The organism is Candidatus Acididesulfobacter guangdongensis, assembly GCA_004195045.1.
Lineage (GTDB): Bacteria > SZUA-79 > SZUA-79 > Acidulodesulfobacterales > Acidulodesulfobacteraceae > Acididesulfobacter > Acididesulfobacter guangdongensis.
The window spans coordinates 43,070-64,729 of sequence record SGBC01000002.1 but is presented as its reverse complement, the minus strand read 5'-3'; the positions used below and the strand labels follow the sequence as shown (position 1 = coordinate 64,729).

The window sequence follows — 21,660 nt, the reverse complement described above, 5'->3', positions numbered from 1 at the left end:
AAATTAATGCAACAAGCCTATAAAATGAAATTGCCTATAATAAAACAACTGCTAAATATAAAAATTTATATAGGCTTCTTGCATCAGTTAGGTTTTGCCTGTTATATATAAATAATAATTTTTACATATAAGTTTTATATTCAGTCTTTATGTGAGTGTGAAGAAAATCATTAATTCTCATCCAGTATATCGATAACGGGGGCATTCATTATTATCTGAATTTTTTTCGCATAAATTTTTAAGTTTTATTAAGCGGTTTTTTAAAACTAAGATTTCATAATAAATAGACTATAACTTTAGTTGTTCTATTTGAATTTTATCTACTAATTTATCAACCAAATCCATGGTAAATAGTTCTGTGCCGGGTTTTTGAACAGTAGCAGAACCGCATGCAATACCTAATTTCAATGCTTTTACGGCATTGCCGTCTTCGCTGCTGATTACGCTTAATAGTCCGGCAACCATAGAATCTCCTGCGCCTACACTCGAAATAACCGGCACTTCCGGCGACTCTGCATGAAATACGCCCTCGCTTGACGCAAGTATGGCTCCTTCATGTCCAAGAGAGACAAATACGTATTCTATGCCGTATTTTTGCAGTTCTTGAGCTGCATAAGCCGCCTCTATAACAGAACTTATATTTCTGTTCATTAATCTTTTTAGTTCATGAATGTTTGGTTTGATAATATAAGGTTTTGCTTTTACGGCGTTTTTTAAAAGGTCGCCGTCAGCGTCAATGAGACATTTTACGCCTGATTTTTGAAGCCTTGCGGCTAAAATATAGTAGATATTCGGAGATATATTTAACGGACATGAGCCTGTAATAACCGCAAATCCGTCTTTTGAATTTTCATAGAGGTCTTTTTCTAACCTATCAATTACCGAAGAATCAATATCTGGACCGATACCGTCAATTTGATACTGCGTTACAGGGTCAATCTGATGTATGACGCAATTTATTCTTGTTTCGCCTTCTCCCCATATAAAATGCGGGTCGTCTAATTCGCCGGTCAGGGTATTAGAAATTAATTTGCCTATTTCTCCTGCCAAGACACAGCAGGCAGATGCTCTAAATCCTAGTTTTTTGAGGGCTCTCGCAACATTAATACCGTTTCCTCCTGCATCAAAACGGGTCTCAAACGAATGAACCTTTTCGTCGTTGACTATTCTCTGAATTTTATAAGATACGTCAAGAGCCGGATTTAATGTCAATGTTGCGATTAAGCTCAAAATTTTCCTCTGATTATATTATATTCTCAACATCATATCAGTCCTATATCTGTTTTGAAAGATATACCTGAATGCCCATCTGTTTAATCTGGTCAAGCTGGATCTCTATTGAATCAATATGGTCTTCTTCATCTTCTAAAATAGACTGAAGCAGTTCTTTAGTACCGTTGTCGCCTAATTCTGTTGCAAGTTTAATATCGTCATTATAATCTTTTATTGCCTGTTCTTCCGCAATACGGTCATTTTTAAACTGTGATTCTACATCGGCGCCTATATATAATTTTTTTAAATCAGAAACAACGGGTCTGCCTTCTAAAAACAAAATGCGCCCGATAAGTTTTTCTGCATGTTTCATTTCGTCTATCGCTCTTTTTTCAATAGATTTATGAAGTATATCGTAACCCCAATTGTCGCACATCTCCGCATGAACTATGTATTGATTGATCGCGGTTAATTCATCTGCCAACCTTGCATTTAGCTTTTCAATAACTTTGTCGTTTCCTTTCATATAGCGTCTCCTTTTTAATTTTGCTTAATAATAATTTATAATAATTTTAAATAGCCGGTTCTGCAAATTTCATTAACAGAAATTAACAGAAATTTATCTTTATATTATAGCATAAAACTTTATTTTACAAAACCTGTAAAATATGTTATTTTAAATGAATATTTATAATTTTAAATAAATGACAAAAATTTAAATAATGAAAAAGTATCTGCAGGTTATTTTTATTTCCCTCTCTTTTCTCAGTGTTGCATTGTCCATAGGTATGCATGATTTGAACTACCTTTGCAATATATCTTCGGTCGGTAATTACCGCAGCAAAATATATAACAGCAAAACATTATTTGTACAAAATTTTAGCAATATTTTAACAATTAAAAAATTGCCTTCTATTCTTATAAGTTCTCATAACCTTTCTTTAAAGCGCATCAAATTTGCTAATTGTTTGGAATGTCAAAATATACCGGCATCCCTGTTTCGTATTATCGGATATTTTCGGATAGTTTTGCTATTAGCGGCTATGCTCTATATTTTTCTTCAAACATTATTTATATTTCCTATCGTTCATCCTCCAAAATTTTCTTACCTTCATTCCATTTTCATAAATTAATCTAATTTAATTTAAATCTGTTAAAACTTAAGACTGCTATTTCGTTAGTAAAAATATATAATTTTATATAATTTTTTTCTAATATCATTTTGCTTTATGCTAAGATAAGTTAACGAAGCATAAAATTAAAATTATACAATTAATAATATGCTTAAATAATAGAGGTGTATCTGTTATGAAAAATAAACCAAATAAACTGAAATATTCTAATAAATATAAATACAAATTATGGATAATAATTTCGGCAGCCGTACTGATTGCTTTTGCAGGTTCTTTAGCGATAATAAAAAATCGGAGCTGGTTTGAGCACACAGCTAAAGCTATTAAAATAAATAAATCAGGCAATGAAACTTTTGCGCCTCAATTCACGGTTAAAAGTATTAATTATCCAGATAAAATTTTATCTCTTAAAAAATTTCGCGGACACGTAATCTTAATTAATTTTTTTGCTACGTGGTGTCCGCCATGCCGTGCTGAAATGCCCGGGATTGAAAAATTTTATAAGGCTCATAAAAATGAGGGTCTGCGTGTTATAGGGCTGTCTGTGAACAACAGCGGACCTGAAGCGGTTCGCAATTTTTTTAAACATTTTGACGGCGGACATATAACATATCCTATAGGTATGGCAAATTACGGAATAGAAAAAGCTTACGGTAAAATAAGCGAGATACCGCAATCTTTTATAATAGACAAGCAGGGCGACATTGTGGCGCATTTTACCGGCGAACTTCCGCCAGGATTTTTAAGCTACTACTTTAAGAAATATAATAAATAATAATTACAATACAATTTGGAGGTAATTTATATATGAATTCTTTTTTTGCGCCTAATGTGTCATTTTTAGTAGCATTTTTAGCGGGACTATTTTCTTTTATAAGTCCTTGCGTTTTTCCGTTAATACCATCCTATCTGTCTTATATATCAGGTTTGTCGGTTAAAGAATTGACGGGTGCTGAAGCGTCAAAGGACAAGCCTAAAATTAAATTTACGGCGGTTAAACATTCATTGATGTTTATCTTGGGATTTACGATAGTATTTGTTCTGTTAGGCGTATTTTCAAGCGCCGTAGGGAGCCTGCTTCATTCAATATGGCTTATGAGAATAGCGGGTATTTTTATAATAATTATGGGATTGTTTGTTCTGGGGGCTTTTAACAAGATAAAATTTCTGTCTTTTATGAACGCCGACGTCAATATAAATATTAAAAATAAACCGCTGGGACTTATCGGCTCCGTTCTTGTGGGCGTCGTATTCGCAGCAGCTTGGACACCGTGCATCGGACCGATACTCGCATCTATTCTTTTTATCGCTTCAACCATGCACAATACGACGGCTGGAGCAGAACTGTTGTTTGTTTACGCTATGGGGCTCGCCGTTCCTTTTTTTATAAGCTCTGTATCGTTAAATTTATTCTTATCGGCGTTTAAAAAGATAAGACCTTTTATAAAGACTATATCGGTTATAAGCGGGGTTATTTTAGTAGCCGTGGGAATATTAATATTTTTCAATTATTTATCTATAATATCTTTGTATTTCGGCAACGCTTTTCATTACAATATACCGTATAACGGATAAACCATATTTCTTGATATTATTTGGAAATGATATGAAGGTGTTCTCAACAAAAGTTCAATGGTTTCTTCTATTTTATCGATACCTGTTTTTAGGAGTACCTGCTGCATTTTAATAATTGCAGGTACTCTTTTAAAACGGAAAAACAATCCTTTAATACTTCTTTGCTATGATTAGATTTGGCAATCATAATGCATCCTTCAAATGACGCAATTATGAAATTAGCGATGGAACTTTCATTTAATTCCTGTTTAACAATCTTTTTCGTTTTCGCTATACGAATAGCTTTGTTTATATAGTCATGCCATGTTATCATTATTTCATTTGTTAAAATTGACAGGGTAGGATCTTTTGCGGATAATTCAAGGATTAAATTGCCTAAAGGGCATCCCGTTTTAGCAAGATTGTCCGCGCTATTTAAATATACATCATCGATAATGCGGCATATTCCGTCTATCGGATCATCAAACTCATAAACGCTTGACCACGCGCTCTCAAAAAAAGGCTTAATTATTTCTTCTATCACTGCTGCGGCAATATCTTTTTTTGATTTAAAATAATAATAGATACAGCCCTTAGTTGCACTGATATTATTTATAATATCCTGCAAACCCATATCTTCATAGCCTTTTTCAAGCATTAGCGCATAGGCTGCATCTATTATTTCTATTCTTTTTCTGTCTTTTAACTTAACGTCTAACGTGTTTAGCATGTTTAGTTATTCTTGTGCTGTCAGTTCAGCAAAATTTACTTTATTATTTTAGAACAAAAGTAATATATTACAGTCCGATTAAAAAGTCAACGGCTGATATCCTTCTGACATAATTTGCGCAATTGCCTGTCCGGCGTGCACTAATTCAACTTTTTTATCAATCAGAATTTTGCTGACCCCGTAGCCGTCCGCAACGGCTACGCATGCCTGCGGGATTATATTATTGCTCAAAACCTGCTCATAAGCTTCTATGATTTCCTTATCTTCTGTTTTGGCAATAAATTCTTCTCCCGGTCCGAAAAAAATCAACTTCACGTCCTCAAATGCACCGCTGTTTTTAGTTCTCCATGCAACATTTAAACCAAGCTTTACTTTGACAGGATTATCGCTGCCGGACAAAATAATAATTAATGCTTTTGCTTTTGCCATTTTAATGCCTCCTTTTAATTAAGTTATACTTCTTTTCTATTTCTAAACTTATACTATAAACTTATATCTGCCGGCTATGAAACCACTCAATATGAAATGCAAAACCTGTATATTTATTTATCAGAGTTGCAAGAAAATTACTAAAATATTATTTACAATCCCTTAAAAATATAAATGCTCTCAATATTAATAATAGACAATACCGACTGGTTTGTATTTTATTATATATACAAGCATTTGTCAATATTTATCTATACAAATGTCGGCAAATATCTGCCAATATCTATCTTTGATATCTTATTATATTTATTTATTTTTAATTTTTTGAAATTAATACTTGTTTATAAAATTAATAAAAATGTTCTCTGATTTTGCTATTTCTAAATATAATTTTTGCTATTTTTATATCTAATTTTTAAGAATAAAATAATAGCTATGAGATAATGCTTCGGACTATAGATAAATCTCTGCGTCATTATTTAAAGGAATCTTTAAGCAGTTTCAGTGCGCCATTTTCATCAACTTGCACAGGGTTGTTTAAAACTGCAAAATCCATAGTCGTAAAAGCTTCTTTTGCGATTTTTTCTAATTTATCTTCGCTCACTTTTAAGCCTTCAAGGCTTACGTTTAAATTTACATCCTTTAGCATTTTCTTAACGGTTTCAATCAATTCATAAGCCATATCACCCTCAGTTTTATTGCCTTTAATTTTGCCAAATATATGCGCTGCTCTGGCATATTTTTCTTTTGCAGTTTTATCATTGATGTTCAGTTTCATAGATTCGACGGTTAAAGCAGCTAAACCTGCTCCATGAGCAATATTTGGAAAATTACCGGATACAGGATGCTCAAGCGCATGTATTATGCCTACTCCTGCAGAATCTATCGCTAAACCTGCTAAAGCTGAAGCCGCTGCCATATCAGTCCTTGCTTTAATATTTTCAGGTTCATTATAAGCCGTAACTAAACTCTCTTTTAAAAGAGCAAATGCCTTTTCGCAATAACTGTCAGCGATTGGATTGCTTATTCTCCCTGTATACGCTTCTAACGAATGAACAAAAACATCAAAACCGGTCGTCGCCGTAACATATGCAGGCATTGATTGCATAATAACCGGGTCAATAATAGCTTCTTTCGGGTACATACATTCATATCCAAATCCTGGCTTTTCCCCTGTTTTTGCATTGGTCATAACTGAAAATCTGTTTACCTCCGACCCTGTTCCAGAGGTAGAAACTATCGTTATAACAGGCAGAGCGCTTTCCGGCTCAATTTTTAGATATTCCCAGACGCTTCTGTCTCCCTTTGCAGCTACTGCAATAGCTTTAGCTGAATCAAGCGCGCTTCCGCCGCCTAAACCTATAATTAAATCTATATGATTTGTTCTGGCTATTGCCGCTGCAGCATCTATTTCACTGACTGTCGGGTTTGGTGTAATATCTGAAAATACAATTGAACGTACATCCGATTTTTGCAAAATATCAATAAGTTTGTCAAGTACGCCGGATTTATGCATTGACGATTTTCCGGTTACAATTAGCGCATTCTTACCATATTTTCTGGACATTTTACCCGCATCCTGCAATGAATTAACTCCGAAATTAATTCTCACCGGATTAAAAAATCTAAAAGAGAAAGACATAGCATTACCTCCATAATGATAACAATAATAATTGATTAAATTACATTTATTTACCTAAATAGTCAAAAAAAGTGAAATTTGTGCTATAATTATATTAAAAGTATGTGAATATTTTATTTTGTTAAAGTTTATTCATATTTTTATTCCTATATATTTGTATATTTTACCATTTTATCGGATAAATTTCAGGAAATTAATATTTAATTTATATTTATTTAAATTTTTTTACGCATAACGAAAACATCATTGCGGTAAGCAGCTTTAAATAGCAAATTTAGTTTTTTCAATTAATAACCTTTTCATATTTTTTTGAAATGAGGGCATATATATGATTAATAATGAAATCACAAAAAATCCCGGTTCAGAAAGTTTAAAATCTGATGCTGTTCAAAACATAAAAGGTTTAACATCCGAAGAAGCAGAAAAATTATTAAAACAATACGGATTAAATGCGATAAAGGAACAAAAAAAAGGTGCTTTACTTATTTTTATTTCTAAATTTTGGGGTCCTGTTTCGTGGATGCTTGAATTTACATTTATAATAGAATTAATTTTAGGCAAATATGCGGAAGCATATATTATTATAGGTTTAATTTTATTTAATGCCATTATTGCCTTTACTCAAGAAAACAAAGCAAATGAGGCATTAGAGCTGTTGAAACAGCAGCTTAAAATTATTACAAGAGTTTTAAGGGACGATAAATGGATAAAATTACCTGCGGAGCAGTTAGTACCGGGAGATGTTATTCATATAAGAATGGGTGATTTAGTACCTGCAGATACGGAAATAATATCAGGCAATGTTATGGTTGACCAATCTTCTCTGACAGGAGAATCTCAGCCTGTCGATCGTGACCCGGGCGGGACTATTTATTCCGGCTCGGTAATTAAAAGAGGGGAAGCAACCTGCAAAGTTATAGCAACCGGCGCAAACAGCTATTTTGGTAAAACAGCGGAACTCATTAAATCTGCTAAAACCAAAGGCCATTTAGAAGAACTCATTATGAAAATCGTAAGGTACTTTATTATGATTGACGGTATCTTAGTGGGAGCAATTTTAATTTATGCTTTTATATATAAATTAAATTTTGGCGAAATTTTACCTTTTGCTTTAATTTTACTCGTTGCTTCTATCCCTGTTGCCCTTCCAGTCACATTTACTTTGGCAACAGCGCTTGCATCGTTGGAATTATCTAAAAAAGGTATCCTTGTGACTCATCTTTCCGCTATCGAAGATATTGCTTCAATGGAAGAATTATGCAGCGATAAAACCGGCACTTTGACGGCAAATACTCTTACGCTTTCAGCTTTTAAATCTTTTCAACCATTCAGCGATAATGAACTTTTTTCTTATGCGATGGCGGCATCTGATGAATCAGACCAGGACCCGATAGATATGTCTATAATTTCTTATATTAAAAATAATAAAATTAAAATTATAGAATTAGGCAAAAAATTAAAATTTATACCTTTCGACCCTCAGACTAAGAGGTCTGAATCAATTATCGAAAAACTTAATGATACACAAAAAATCAGGGTAGTAAAAGGTTCGCCCATTGTAATATCGCAAATAGCTCATAATTCAGAATTAATTTCTAAAGAATCTAAAAATTTTGAAGCAAACGGTTTTCGTGTGCTTGCCGTGGCTATGGGCAATGAAAATGATGAAAAATTAACTCTCGTAGGTCTTTTGGGTTTGTCTGATCCGCCGAGAGAAGATTCGAAACAACTATTGCAGGAACTTAAAGATCTTGGTGTTAGAGTAAGAATGGTAACCGGCGATACCGAACTGACGGCAAAAACAATTGCCGCTAAAATAGGACTCGGACAAAATATATGCAAACGGGAAAGTTTCAAAAATCCTTCCGGCTGCGATGTTTTTGCCGGTGTCTTCCCTGAAGACAAGTTTCATTTGGTTCAGGGATTACAAAAACTTAAAAAAATAACCGGTATGACGGGCGACGGAGTGAACGATGCGCCTGCCCTAAAACAGGCAGAAGTCGGCATTGCCGTGTCAAATGCAACAGACGTTGCAAAAGCGTCTGCAAGCTTAATTTTAACAAAGCCCGGACTGGAAAATATAGTAGATGCCGTAAAAGACGGCAGAATGGTTTATCAGAGAATGCTGACTTATACTTTAAATAAAATATCTAAAACGTTTCAGGTTGCTTTTTTTCTAAGTCTTGGTTTATTAATTTTTGGAGTATTTGTAACAACCCCGACTCTCATACTGATTCTAATATTTGCAAATGATTTTGTAACAATGTCGTTGGCAGAAGATAACGTTATATATTCAAATAAACCTGATAAATGGCATATCAAACTGATTGTAACCGCTTCGCTGATTATCGCAGGTGCGTGGCTTATTTATTCATTCTTAGTATATATTATAGGTGCAGATGTTTTGAATTTATCTCTACCAAAGATTCAAACCCTGGTCTTTCTTGCACTTGTATTCAGCGGTCAGGCAACGGTTTATCTGGTTAGAGAAAGAAGGCATTTTTATAAATCCCGTCCCGGCACTTATTTGATGCTCGCTACATTGGGTGATTTAATCGCGGTTACACTTATGGCATATTTCGGTATCTTAATGGCGCCTATTTCTCTAATATACATCGCAAGCCTGTTGTTTGGCACATTCATTTATATGGTTATATTAGATTTTATAAAATTTCCGCTGATGAAAAAATTAATAAGCTGATGACTCTGATTATTTAACCTAACTTTACAATAATTACTTGCACCATATTGATATTATTATATTTATGGGCATAAAAATGCCTACGGGGACTACAAAATAAAAAATAAGATATTATAATATCAAAGGGTTATAATTAATTTTAGAATAATAAAAGTGGTGATAAATAATTACATATTACATAATTAATTGCATATATTAAAAATAAAAAAGCTGCCGTTCATAAAGTTATGAACGGCAGCTTAAAACAAAATGTTGAAACTCAATAATAGTTTGTACTTAGCTTTTTAGATATATTTATGTATCAACTTATTTTAAAATTATTGCTTTGAACGGATTTGCATAAAATAAAATAAATGTAATTAATAGCGCGTACAAAGCTAACGATTCCATGATTGCCATACCGGTAATCATCCATACGATAAGTTTCTTTTCCATTGCAGGATTTCTTCCCATAGATTCCAATGCTCCTCTGACTGCGCTTCCCATACCTACGCCTGCTCCAATAACACCTAAACCTATAGCCAAACCTCCACCAAGAGCAGACAGCCCAAAAAATAAACTTTTAGACATGATATCCCCATGTGAAGAAACAACCGCATGAACTGCGGATACCGTAGTGCTACCTGCTATATTTGCCGCAAAAACCTTTGCGCTTTCAAACATTACAAGTGCGAAAGCGACTAAAACAGAAAAAGCTTTAAACATTTCTCCTCCAATACAATATTATTTTTAAATTAATTTATTAAGTTATATATATTAAGCTATAAAACGCTAAACCTCTTCCATCTCATCCGATTCTAAAGAAAGCGCTATATAAATTATTGCTAAAAGATAAAAAACAAAAGCCTGCATGAAATCTGTAAAAATTTGCATATACATCATTATAGCCGGAACTACCCATGGAAGCAAAAATAATAAAACCGTCACCATAAATTCTTCGGCAAATATATTAGCAAATAGTCGCAGCGCGTGCGAAAAGGGTCTTGAAAGCGCCGACATAACTTCTATTATTATCATAATAGGCGCTAAAACTATTAACGGACCTAAAAATTTTTTCAGATATTTAAAACCGTGCTTTTTTGCGCCCATAAAATGAGATAACACAAATACTATCAACGCTAATGTAGCAGTAGTATCAATTGTTGCCGTAGGAGAAGTAAACCCGGGAATACTGCCGAGCAGATTAGAAAATAAAATAAAAATAGCAAATGAAGCAATCAGCGGCAAATACATTGCGCCTTCATCGCCGATTATTTCTCTAAGAAAATATTCCGTCATGATAATGATAAGTTCAAAAAAACTTTGAACGGCGCCGGGAACGACTTTCATGCTTTTTCCAACAATGAAAGCAACTGAAAGAATTATAATCATTACAATAACAGTCATAGTCCAGTAAATAGGTATTCCCGGAATATTAATCAGAATTGGCGCTTTTAACATATATTGAACCTCATAATTTGCTAACTATATAATTATTTATATATTTAATTCACACAATTTGTTATATTATGCAGCAATATTATATATAGCTATATAATACATATAATAAATAAATGATAAATATTTTTATTTAAGCTATCTATCCATTTTTTGTCATTCTTTAGTTTAGCCATTCTTTAGTCGTTATTAATCAGATGCAAAACCAATGCTAAAAAAACCGACAAAGGCATTATAGTGAAGCCTATAGAAACTCCAATATAATTATAATTAATCAATTTATATGTTATTATAAAAAAAAAAGTTATTAAGAGCAAGTTTTTTATTAAATTAATAATGAGCATAGCAGGATTTAAATTTTTCTTTTCAATATGTTTAGAAACATATAAACCCATATCTGCATAAAAAACAAAAGCTATTAGCAATCCGATAAATATATTTAGTATAAAATTTAAATTTTTAATTGAAACTGCTATAAATAAACTAATTATAAAAAAAATTATTATACCGACCAGGAAAGGAGTATTTATTAGCGATGCTATTTTTTTATAATTTTCATATTTTTGTGTTAAGTTCTTTTTTAATTTGTTTATAAATTTCATAAATTCCAGCAATGAATCCGATTAAAGTGAAAATAATTACAAATAGATAAACATACCCTGTATATTTATCTAAATAGTATCCTATGGCAAATCCTATAACGGAAGAAATTATAACGTTTAAACCTAATGAACTCATTCTGGTTATTTGTTTTATAAACTGTTTATCCATTTATTATATTCCTATTATTTTCTATTAACAGATATTTTGCCTATCTCTTTATCCAGACAAATTATTAAAAAATAGGCATTTACTTTATTTTAAGTAAATGCCTATTTTGATTTTGAATCAAAGGAATAAACAACGATTTAAACAGCGAAACATAACTGTTAAATAATCATGCCGCATACATTTTACCATGCACGCAATATTTAAACTATGCATTCCTATATTTAGATTTTTATTTTAGCGAATCTATATATGTTGCTACAGTTTTCAATTGTGCCGGATTCAAATGATGGTCTGGCATTATCGATGACGGGTCATGAACTCTTGGCGTCTGGATTTGCACCTCAATCCAGTGCACACTATGGCCCCTGCTGCCTTCCTGCGATAAATTAGGTCCAACCGCACCGCCTTTACCGTCTATTGTATGACATCCTAAGCATCCTTGAGCATCAATGATTTTCATTGCAGCGGTTTTTAAAACAGCTCCGTTTGACACTGACGCAACTTTCACGGCAGCCTTTGCTTTAGACGCTGCTTTTACTTTTTTTGTTGATTTCTTAGCCTTTGCCGTTGTCGATGAAGCAGGTTTGCCCCATGGCAAAGATGCTGGCGGAGTCCATTTTTTATGTTCTTTCTCAAGATGCTGATTATAAGCAATAATGTTTAAAGAATCTAAATAATGCACGACTTCCTTAGCTTCTGCCAACGTAATAGGACAGCCGTTTACTATTCTCATCTGGTGTTCAACAAGATGCTTAAACGGACCGTATGCCTTGCCGTTATATCGTTCAACCCTGTTCAAGGTATGACATATTACGCACTTATCGTGCAATATTCCATATCCTTTTTTTACCGGCCATGGATATACAACTGGAGCAACGTATTTCGTTCCGTTAAGATTCATCGTCTGATAAATTATTCTGTCTTTGCCTCTAGCCATTATCTTCATATAGCCCATAAGCGGAACGTTAAAGGCGACTAATAATCCGCCTGCAATAAGGAACAATTGCGGTATTTTTGAAATAGTTCCGAACTTAAAATTTGGCGTTAAATCTTTAAGATAATAACCTAAAGTCATAAATCCTGTTATGAATAATCCTGCAAGGGCTAAATATTTAACCGGCTGCATATTACCTAAAACACCTATAGAAAGAGGCAGAGCTCCAAATCCCAATGCAACAATAGCGACTATAATAAAAAAACCAATCAAACCTACTGATACGGTGGGCTTGCTCTTGTCTCTTCCGTTTATTAATTTCCACAGCATATAAATAAAGTTCAGAATCAATGCTCCTCCGAACGATTCTAAGAAATCGTACATTATCCACTGATATTTCCCAAGCATAATTCTGTTAAATCCATGACTGGAAGTAGCTCTATAATGTTTAAACCATCCAAAATAGACAATAGGATATGCTACCAAAAACATTACGGTTATTATGCTTGCGAAAGAACCCATCCAATCGTAAAATTCTTTGTCTTCTTTCTTAGAAGAAAGGATATATCTAATTGCTGCATAAATTGCAAGAACTGCAGCGGATAGCGCAAAAAGCTGAATATTTTTTTCGATAGACAGCAGTATTGACATTGGTGTTCTTATGGCAGTTTTAGGCGTAGGACCCATTGTGTAACTTTCAGTGATTGTATAAAAAACGTCCGAAGCGTATCCTGCAACGAATGCCAATATTCCTATAAAAATATTCCAGCCCTGTTTGCCTTGCTGCGGGTTAGAATTAAAACCCGCATAGTATATTGCTCCCAAAACTAAAAACAGCAGCAGAAAATCCATTGAGTATCCTATAACTCCAGGCTGCAATTTGCTCATAAGTATCCAAAAATTTGGTATACCGTTTCTAAGCATGCTTAAGAAATAGAAATAAACAATCGTCTGTATTGTACCAATTATCAACGATACAAGTATTAACGGCTTTGCAAGCCTGAAATACCTGTCGTTTTTTTTAAATATCCCTATGTAGTGAGATATAAATGCGATTGCCATAAATCCTAATGCCAATCGATTTATAAATAGGTTTAATATATCTACTGTTCCTAAATTCATCTTGATTTGCTCCTCTTAAGTATATAATTGTTATTAGCAACTCAGCAATTAATATTTAATAATAAATTGCCACTCAGGCTATTGCTGTTCACGGCAAAATTAATTATCTACGCCTGAGTGTCCATTATTAAATATAAATTAAACGGTTGCCGGCGCTTTCGGTTCCCCGCCTATTAATGTTAAATAAACTAACAAAAGTAGAAAGAGTATTCCCAAGACAGTTGCCGCCGGTCTTTTAAACGGACTTCTTTCCTTTGTTCTGTCAATAAACGGAAGAAGAAATAATATTCCAAAACCGATTGAAGGAATTAGGAACGTTGAAAATATAATAAGTCCGTGCCCCGGAAAGTATTTCAGTATTTCTTCGTTTGCCAAGAAATACCAGTCTGCTTCAGGAGCAAAGTTGAGTGCCAAAGGTCTGTACATAGGACCGATAGGCGCGCCGACATATACCGCCAATATATAAATAACCGCAAATACAACTAATGATACAATCATGTCTTTATAAAACTGATCCGGAAAAAAAGGGACCGTTCCATCCGGTTTCAGCCATCTTTTTTCATCATCTTCGCTTATTTTGCTATTTTTGTATTCTAATGCCATACCCTGATGACCGGTTTTTCTTATTAAGAATAAGTGTATCGGAATAAACATTATTACCACAATAGGCAATAGCCACACGTGAACGGCAAAGATATGCTGCATAGTCAAAACGCTTGTCTCGGTGCCGCCTCTAGCAATTTCTCTTATAAAACCTCCGATAAACGGAGTATGAGAAGCAACATTTGTAAGAACGTTTATCGTCCACCATGAGTTCTCGTTACCGACAAGCATATAACCTGTCAAACCCAAGACAACAACCACGGAAAATAGTACCATACCTGCAATCCATTGCATTTCTCTTGGTTTTTTATAGGCTCCGGAAAAGTATACCCTTGCCATGTGTATGAGTATAACAAATATCATGGTAAAGGCGCCCCAGAGATGAATACCTAACAATATATTTCCAAAAACAACGTGATGCTTCAGAAAATATGTGGCATTTCTTGCTATCGGAAAATAAGGAACATAATAAAACAGCAAAAATATGCCCGTCACTACCTGAACGGTAAAAAGAAAAGCAAGCAGGCTTCCTAAGGTATATGCCCAGCCTCCGCGTCTCGGTATTCTTTCACCGTTAAATTCTTCTATAACTTTAGTAAGACCGATTCGTTCATCGAACCAGTTCTGAATTTGTTTAAACATCAGATCCCCCTGTCTTTTGGATTGTCTTTGAACTTATTTTGAATGTAAACAGTATCCTTATCTTTGCCAAATTTATGAACCCATTGATAAAGAGGTCTTGGCGGAGGTCCGCCGACTACCTGCCCTGTTGCGTTAAACATGCCTCCATGGCAAGGGCATAAAAATTTTTGTCTTGCGGCTATCCAGTGTAAGGGACATCCTAAATGCGTGCATTGATTAGAAAAGAACAGCAAATCGCCGTTAACCTGCTTTACGATAACTACCTGTCTCGGCAAAGTATTAACGGACCAGCCTTCTTTAACTCTAAAATAAACTGGAACAAACTTCGGGTTTAACGGTTTTAAATTTAAATCACTAATTTTGCCAAGTTTTGTCCAGACAATGTCTCTTTTTCTGAACAATGGATTTAAGACTGCACCAAGAATAGGAACCGCTAATGCGATACCGATAACTGTTGAAATCAATCCAATGACAACCATCATAAAAGTTCGCCTCGAAGGCGATTCTTCCGAGCTTTTTGCCATTTTTTACCCCCCTTTAGTTTAAATATTATGAATTTAAAAATAATTAATCTGAAAAATTAATCTTGTAGGTATTTATATTAATCGTGTAATAAATTTCATTACAAGATTTATTTTTTATCACTATCTCAGTCTAAAGTCAATACTTTTTTATAATTATATTTCAGATAATATCGTTCTATATATAGTATTTATGCGTTGTTGATGCCTATTTCATTTTTTAAATATTTTCCTGTTAATGAATCTTCATTTAATACTATTTCGCAAGGACTGCCTTCTGCTACGACAAAACCTCCGCCGTCTCCGCCCTCAGGTCCCACGTCGATTACATAATCGGCACATTTTATCACATCCATATTGTGTTCGATGACTACAACGGTGTTTCCGGAGTCTACTAATAGATTAATAATTTTTAATAACTTTTTTATATCTTCAAAGTGCAGCCCCGTCGTGGGCTCGTCTAATATATAAAGTGTTTTGAACTCATTAGGTCTGGACAATTCTTTTGATAATTTTATTCTTTGAGCTTCTCCTCCGGAAAGGGTAGTCGCAAGCTGCCCTAAAGTTATATAATCAAGTCCTACGTCTATTAAAAATTTTATCTTATGCGCTAATGACGGTATGCTTCCGAAAAAATCGTATGCTTCTTTAAAAGTCATATTTAAAACATCGTAAATATTTTTATCTTTATATTTGACTTCCAGCGTTTGACTATTATATCGTTTTCCTTTGCAAACATCGCAGGTAACATACACATCCGGCATAAAAAGCATCTCAATTTTTTTAACTCCGTCACCGGCGCAAGCTTCGCATCTGCCTCCCTTGACATTAAAACTGAATCTCCCTGGCTGGTAACCCCTTATTTTAGATTCTTTCGTCTCTGAAAACAGGGTTCTTATGACCGTAAAAATACCTGTATAGGTTGCGGGATTAGACCTAGGAGTTCTTCCGATAGGGGATTGGTCAATATCTATTACTCTTTCAATCAAATTTATATTTTCAATCAAATCGACATCAAATTTTGAAAAATCTTTTATTCCGTTTTTATAGCCGGATACTGCTTCGTATAACGTGTCAATAACAAGAGTACTTTTGCCTGAACCGGAAACGCCAGTGACGCAGACTAAATTGCCTAAAGGAATTGCAACATCTATGTTTTTTAAATTATTTTTTTTAGCCCCTATAATTTTTATAAAACCTTTATCTTGAGGTCTTCTTCTTGCCGGAATATCTATTTTTAATTTTTTAGTTAGATATCTTCCGGTCAAAGAATCCGGATTATGCATTATTTCTTCAGGAGTCCCTGCAGCAACAACAAATCCTCCGTTTTTACCGGCTCCCGGACCCATATCTATAATATAATCGGATTTCAGCATGGTCAGTTCGTCATGTTCTACAACTATCAGACTATTGCCTTTATCTCTCAAATCAAATATAGTCTTTAAAAGCCTTTCGTTGTCCCGCATATGAAGACCTATACTTGGTTCGTCTAAAATATATAGAACACCTGTAAGTCCGGAACCTATCTGCGTTGCCAACCTTATTCTTTGAGATTCGCCGCCTGAAAGAGTGGAGGCTGACCTTGAAAGAGTAAGATAGTCCAATCCTACATTTACGAGAAAAGATAATCTTTCAGTAATTTCTTTAATGATTCTGTCGGCTATATCCAGTTCATATTCATTGAGATTAATATTCTTAAAAAAATGCAGCGCATCTTTTATGCTTAAATTTGTAATATCAACTATCGATAAATTATTTATTTTATAACTTAAGGATTCTCTTTTCAGCCTGAACCCGCTGCATTCGGGACAGGGCTTTTCGCTCATGAATTTATATGGGTCTATAATATAATTGACGGAATTATTATTTAGACTCTTTTTAAGCATAGGAATAACCCCTTCCCATTCTTTTAAATTAAAACTTTGCTTGTCTGAATGTTCATCGTAAAACTCGATTTTTTCGCCGTTTGAGCCATACAAAATAATTTGTTGTATATTTTCTTCAAGATTTTCATAAGGCGTATTCGGATTGAACTTATAATGCAGAGCTAAACTATTTACAATATGATTTCTGTAAACAGGACTTGAATTTTTTAGTATGGCTATAGCGCCGTCTTTTAACGACAGCTTTTTATCCGGAATTATCAGGTCTTCATCAAAAAATGTTTTATAGCCCAATCCTCCGCAAGAAGGGCATGCTCCTGCAGGACTGTTAAAAGAAAACATCGCAGGTTCCGGTTTCCCGTAATTGATCCCGCAATCTAAACATACGGAATGTTCGCTCAAAAATATATCCGTTTCTTTTTCATCTTCTGCTATAAATTTTAGTTTTAATGTACCGAGAGATAATTTTAATGCAATTTCTATAGAATTATATAATCTTTGTTTGATTTCTTTTTTTATAACAAGCCTGTCTATGACAACGTCAATATCGTGTTTTTTATTTTTATCTAAAATAATATCGTCTTCTAAGCTATGCTGCACGTTATCGGCGTAAATTCTTGAAAATCCGTGCTTTAAATATTCTTCAAATTTTGTTTTAAATTCGCCTTTGCGTCCTATAACTACCGGAGATAAAACTATCAATCTGCCGCCGAGCTTCCCATAGTCAAAAATAACATCTATCATCTGGTCTATAGTTTGCGGTTCAATTTTTTTGCCGCATTTATAGCAATAAGGCGTCCCTATTCTTGCGAAAAGCACCCTTAAATAATCATATAAATCTGTTATTGTGCCGACTGTAGAGCGGGGATTCTTACTGACTGATTTCTGTTCAATGGAGATAGTAGGAGATAAACCTTCAATTGAATCAACATCGGGTTTATCCATCTGTTCCATAAATTGCCGCGCATAAGAAGATAAAGATTCTAAATATCTTCGCTGTCCTTCGGCAAATATTGTGTCAAAGGCAAGGCTTGATTTTCCTGACCCTGATAAGCCGGTTATAACAACAAGTTTATCTTTGGGAATTTCTAAATTTATATTTTTTAAATTATGCTGCCTTGCGCCTTTTATTATTATTTTTCTTTCCATTTTAATCTGTTATCCGCAATTTTAGAAGCAAGCAATATTGAATAGATTATACTTCTTGCGTCCGCAATATTTTTTCCTGCGATATCGTAAGCAGTTCCGTGCACTGGTGAAGTTCTGACGATAGGCAGCCCAACCGTTACATTGGCTCCGTAATTGAATGATAAAAGTTTAAAAGGGATCAATGCCTGGTCATGATACATAGATACCACAATATCAAAATCTTTATATCTTTTTGCATAAAAACTGTCGGAAGGAAAAGGACCTGCTATATTAAAATTATTTCGTTTAAATTCAGCAATGACGGGACTGATTATATTAATTTCTTCTTTTCCGATTTCTCCATTTTCTCCTGCATGAGGATTTAGCCCAAGAACTGCAATATGCGGATTATTTATACCAAAATCAATTCTAAGCGATCTGTAAGATATATTAATAATTTTTTCTAACAAATTTTCAGTTATTTTCTGCGAAACAAATTTTAAGGGTATATGAATAGTAGCAAGTATGGTTATCAATTCTTTTGAATAAAAAAGCATTGCATAATTTTCTTCGGAAGTAAGGTGAGCCAAAAGCTCCGTATGAGCATGAAACATTGCTCCGCCTTTGAACATCATATTTTTGTTGATAGGCGCCGTAGCGATGCCCTTTATCTTGTCCGACTTAGCAAATTCAACCGCCTTTAATATAAATTTTTCAGTATCTTTAGCATAATTATAATTTTCAACCCCGAAACTGACTGATTTATATGACTCATCTGAACAATTAATAACGTTGATACAATCATTTCTATAATATTTTAAAGCGTCTTCTTCGCTATTTATGACATCCGGACTGATAGAATTAATTTTAAATTTTGATTTAACAACATAACTGTTAACAAAATCTATATATGCTGCCGAACCAAAAATTACGGGCATAATAATCCTGTTATTTTTTTCTATAAAATATTTGCACGACAAAATAGAGATTTCCGGTCCTATCCCGCCGGGGTCTCCCATAGTTATGCCGATAATATTATTTTTTTTCAACGGCATTTTTCTTAAGTTTTATATTTATCACTTTTAATTTAATTAGTTTTGGATAAAATCAAGAAACCAAAAGAAGCTTAATAAAAGAATTTTTTCTGGCTTTTTTTACAAGTTTAGATAAATATTTATCTGTTTTAATTTTTTCCAGCAGCATAAATATTCTTGATTTAACCTGCCTGAAAGACTTATATGAGCCATATTTTTTACCTACAGACTTAAGCAGTGTATAACCGAATTTTGACGGAATTATTTTGCTTATCTGCCCTACTTTTAATTTGAACGCTGCCGAGGAAAAAGCCGGCGACAATTTGTCTTTATAAACATAACCTATTCTTCCGCCATTTTTTTCGGAAGGATCGTCCGAATATTTTGATGCAAGCGATGAAAAGCTTATAGCCCCTTTAATGGCGATATTTCTGATATGAAGCATTTTATGATATATTTTTTCTCTCAATATTTTACTTGCATCTGTAGGAACTGAAATGAATATAAGTTTCAAGTCTTCCTCTTCCCTGCCTCTGAATTCTTCAATATTTTTCTTGTAGTAGTTGAGAAGCATTGCATTAGTAATATTCATTTTACTGCCGTATATTTTTCTCAAGAGACTGAACTGCATAAAATGTTTCTCAAGCTGTTTTTTGTACTCATGAAAACTAATTCCTTTAGTTTTCAGCATTTTTTTAAATTCAGGCACCGTCATATTATTTGATTTCGCAACAGCTTGAATATAAGCATCAATTTTTTTAGGCGGTATGTAAAGAGCGGCTTTTTGTTCTTCCTGCTTTATAAGCATTTTATCGACCAAAAAATTAATAATTTTTTTTGTCTGCGTCATTATTCGTTCATCATTGCTGTTAAATATACCGTTTGACGCGTCTTTTTGCATCTGTTCGTAATTCTCAAACGCCGGTTTGTTAAATTTAGCAAAATCATATAACGTGATAGGAGTTTTGTTAACAACCGCCAGCACTTGATCTGCTATAATTGCGTGAGCGTTCAGTATGGGCAAAAAGATATAAACCGACAAAAATACAATAAGAGACGCGGTAAAAATGCGTCTCTTATTGCTGTTATAACTTGACTTAACTTTTTTACTCATATTTTATTATTTCCCGTATTAAATTTGGAACACGTTAATACATATACATAAAAAACAATAATTATTAATAACTATCAAATATTATTTTTTAGAAGGCGTTGAAGCCAATGGTTTAAATTGATTTAAGGCTGCTAAATTTTTATAATAATATGTAACTTTGGAAGCTTTTTTAACCTTGTTAAGGTAATTTTTAAACAATTTTTGTCCTTCTTTTTCTTTCATAATCATAATGATTTGATCTTTTATTTTAGAAAACGGTTTTGGCTTACCTGATAAAATATTATTGAGCCTGACGATATCAAAATTTTTGCCTACAGGTACTATATTGGAATAACCGCCTATTTTAGGTATGCTGAATGCAGCCTGATTAAACGAAGGCGTCGTCTCCCCGAATTTTATCCAGCCGAGAGCTCCTCCGCTTTTTGCATTTGGAGCCGCAGAATATTGTTTTGCTAATTTTGGGAAAGAGACCCCTTTTTGCAAATTTGCATATACTTTTTTTGCGGCAGCTAATGAACTAAGTTGAATATAGCTTACATTAATTTTAGACGGCAAATTAAATGTATTAAGATGTTTTTTATAAAAATTCTTAGCAGCCTGATCGGTAATTACCAATTTTTTTTGCACTTTTTCATTTAACAAAAGCTGCACAAGCAAACCTTTTTTAAAATCAGACAGCTGCATTTTATATGCCTTTGATTTATTAAGTCCGTCTTTAATTGCTCTATCTGCCAAAATTTGCCTTTCAACCATACTTTTAAGAAATCGCTTTTGTCCTTGCGGCGTTGATACAAATGACGTAACAGAAGGAGGCAATTTTGCAATCTCTGCTTTAAATTCATTGAGCGTTATCGGTTTACCGTTTACTGTTGCTAAAACCTTCGACGAAGGAGCAGGTTTTTTTGCGCACCCGTAAAGTCCGAAAGATATTGCAAATAAAAATAAACTAAATACAATAATTTTTGAAAATCTTTTAGTTAATTCTGATTTTTTTGACAAATTGACTTTGCCGTTTTTCTTCCCGAAATACATTTAGTTTCTCCTGAAATAATTTAAATTTTTTAATAATT

18 protein-coding genes are annotated in these 21,660 nt (G+C 33.7%); 3 read left to right on the top strand and 15 right to left on the bottom strand.

Features of this window, described 5'->3' with window-relative positions; translation table 11 throughout:
• Positions 1 to 288 precede the first annotated feature (288 nt).
• Positions 289 to 1,233: a 1-phosphofructokinase family hexose kinase gene (locus EVJ46_04470; protein RZD16293.1), complete on the bottom strand. Its 945-nt coding sequence runs from the start codon at positions 1,231 to 1,233 to the stop codon at positions 289 to 291.
• A 40-nt stretch (positions 1,234 to 1,273) separates the two neighbouring features.
• Positions 1,274 to 1,738, bottom strand: coding sequence for a bacterioferritin (bfr, locus tag EVJ46_04465; GenBank protein RZD16292.1), 465 nt, complete (start codon positions 1,736 to 1,738; stop codon positions 1,274 to 1,276).
• Positions 1,739 to 2,520: 782 nt separating this feature from the next.
• On the opposite strand from bfr, the gene EVJ46_04460 reads away from it, so the two are divergent.
• Positions 2,521 to 3,120: a TlpA family protein disulfide reductase gene (locus tag EVJ46_04460; GenBank protein ID RZD16291.1), complete on the top strand. Its 600-nt coding sequence runs from the start codon at positions 2,521 to 2,523 to the stop codon at positions 3,118 to 3,120.
• A gap of 32 nt (positions 3,121 to 3,152) precedes the next feature.
• Positions 3,153 to 3,920 carry a cytochrome c biogenesis protein CcdA gene (locus EVJ46_04455; GenBank protein ID RZD16290.1) on the top strand — a complete coding sequence of 256 codons (768 nt, stop codon included), beginning with the start codon at positions 3,153 to 3,155 and terminating at the stop codon, positions 3,918 to 3,920.
• A gap of 88 nt (positions 3,921 to 4,008) precedes the next feature.
• Here the strand turns inward: EVJ46_04455 and EVJ46_04450 are convergent, their stop codons facing one another.
• The 3 genes from EVJ46_04450 to EVJ46_04440 all read right to left on the bottom strand — a co-directional run bounded on the left by EVJ46_04450 (position 4,009) and on the right by EVJ46_04440 (position 6,700).
• Positions 4,009 to 4,629 carry a TetR/AcrR family transcriptional regulator gene (locus tag EVJ46_04450; GenBank protein ID RZD16289.1) on the bottom strand — a complete coding sequence of 207 codons (621 nt, stop codon included), beginning with the start codon at positions 4,627 to 4,629 and terminating at the stop codon, positions 4,009 to 4,011.
• A 78-nt stretch (positions 4,630 to 4,707) separates the two neighbouring features.
• Positions 4,708 to 5,058, bottom strand: a complete 351-nt coding sequence (locus tag EVJ46_04445) for a hypothetical protein (GenBank protein RZD16288.1) — start codon at positions 5,056 to 5,058, stop codon at positions 4,708 to 4,710.
• A gap of 475 nt (positions 5,059 to 5,533) precedes the next feature.
• On the bottom strand, positions 5,534 to 6,700 hold the full coding sequence (locus EVJ46_04440) for an iron-containing alcohol dehydrogenase (protein RZD16287.1): 1,167 nt from the start codon (positions 6,698 to 6,700) through the stop codon (positions 5,534 to 5,536).
• A gap of 328 nt (positions 6,701 to 7,028) precedes the next feature.
• On the opposite strand from EVJ46_04440, the gene EVJ46_04435 reads away from it, so the two are divergent.
• Positions 7,029 to 9,401 carry a plasma-membrane proton-efflux P-type ATPase gene (locus EVJ46_04435; protein ID RZD16286.1) on the top strand — a complete coding sequence of 791 codons (2,373 nt, stop codon included), beginning with the start codon at positions 7,029 to 7,031 and terminating at the stop codon, positions 9,399 to 9,401.
• Between the two features lie 306 nt (positions 9,402 to 9,707).
• Here EVJ46_04435 and EVJ46_04430 read toward each other — a convergent pair whose 3' ends face one another.
• From EVJ46_04430 to EVJ46_04385, 10 genes are all read right to left on the bottom strand, one after another.
• Positions 9,708 to 9,971 carry a F0F1 ATP synthase subunit C gene (locus EVJ46_04430; GenBank protein RZD16639.1) on the bottom strand — a complete coding sequence of 88 codons (264 nt, stop codon included), beginning with the start codon at positions 9,969 to 9,971 and terminating at the stop codon, positions 9,708 to 9,710.
• A gap of 201 nt (positions 9,972 to 10,172) precedes the next feature.
• Positions 10,173 to 10,841 (bottom strand): ATP synthase F0 subunit A, encoded by a 669-nt coding sequence (atpB, locus tag EVJ46_04425; GenBank protein RZD16285.1) that lies wholly within the window; start codon positions 10,839 to 10,841, stop codon positions 10,173 to 10,175.
• Between the two features lie 552 nt (positions 10,842 to 11,393).
• Positions 11,394 to 11,609, bottom strand: coding sequence for an AtpZ/AtpI family protein (locus EVJ46_04420; GenBank protein ID RZD16284.1), 216 nt, complete (start codon positions 11,607 to 11,609; stop codon positions 11,394 to 11,396).
• A gap of 229 nt (positions 11,610 to 11,838) precedes the next feature.
• The gene (locus tag EVJ46_04415) at positions 11,839 to 13,065 is read right to left on the bottom strand and encodes a cytochrome c (GenBank protein RZD16638.1); all 1,227 of its coding nucleotides are present in this window, start codon (positions 13,063 to 13,065) and stop codon (positions 11,839 to 11,841) included.
• Between the two features lie 738 nt (positions 13,066 to 13,803).
• Entirely contained in the window at positions 13,804 to 14,910 is a 1,107-nt protein-coding gene (locus tag EVJ46_04410; protein ID RZD16283.1) for a cytochrome bc complex cytochrome b subunit, read from the bottom strand.
• Entirely contained in the window at positions 14,910 to 15,434 is a 525-nt protein-coding gene (locus EVJ46_04405) for a ubiquinol-cytochrome c reductase iron-sulfur subunit (GenBank protein RZD16282.1), read from the bottom strand. Before EVJ46_04405 ends, EVJ46_04410 begins: the two co-directional genes overlap by 1 nt.
• A gap of 188 nt (positions 15,435 to 15,622) precedes the next feature.
• Positions 15,623 to 18,463: an excinuclease ABC subunit UvrA gene (uvrA, locus tag EVJ46_04400; protein ID RZD16281.1), complete on the bottom strand. Its 2,841-nt coding sequence runs from the start codon at positions 18,461 to 18,463 to the stop codon at positions 15,623 to 15,625.
• Complete coding sequence (gene pdxA / locus EVJ46_04395; GenBank protein ID RZD16280.1) at positions 18,448 to 19,497, bottom strand: 4-hydroxythreonine-4-phosphate dehydrogenase PdxA; 1,050 nt, start codon at positions 19,495 to 19,497, stop codon at positions 18,448 to 18,450. Before pdxA ends, uvrA begins: the two co-directional genes overlap by 16 nt.
• Before the next feature lie 52 nt (positions 19,498 to 19,549).
• Positions 19,550 to 20,590, bottom strand: a complete 1,041-nt coding sequence (locus EVJ46_04390; protein RZD16279.1) for a hypothetical protein — start codon at positions 20,588 to 20,590, stop codon at positions 19,550 to 19,552.
• An 81-nt stretch (positions 20,591 to 20,671) separates the two neighbouring features.
• Complete coding sequence (locus tag EVJ46_04385; GenBank protein ID RZD16278.1) at positions 20,672 to 21,622, bottom strand: hypothetical protein; 951 nt, start codon at positions 21,620 to 21,622, stop codon at positions 20,672 to 20,674.
• Positions 21,623 to 21,660: the final 38 nt, after the last annotated feature.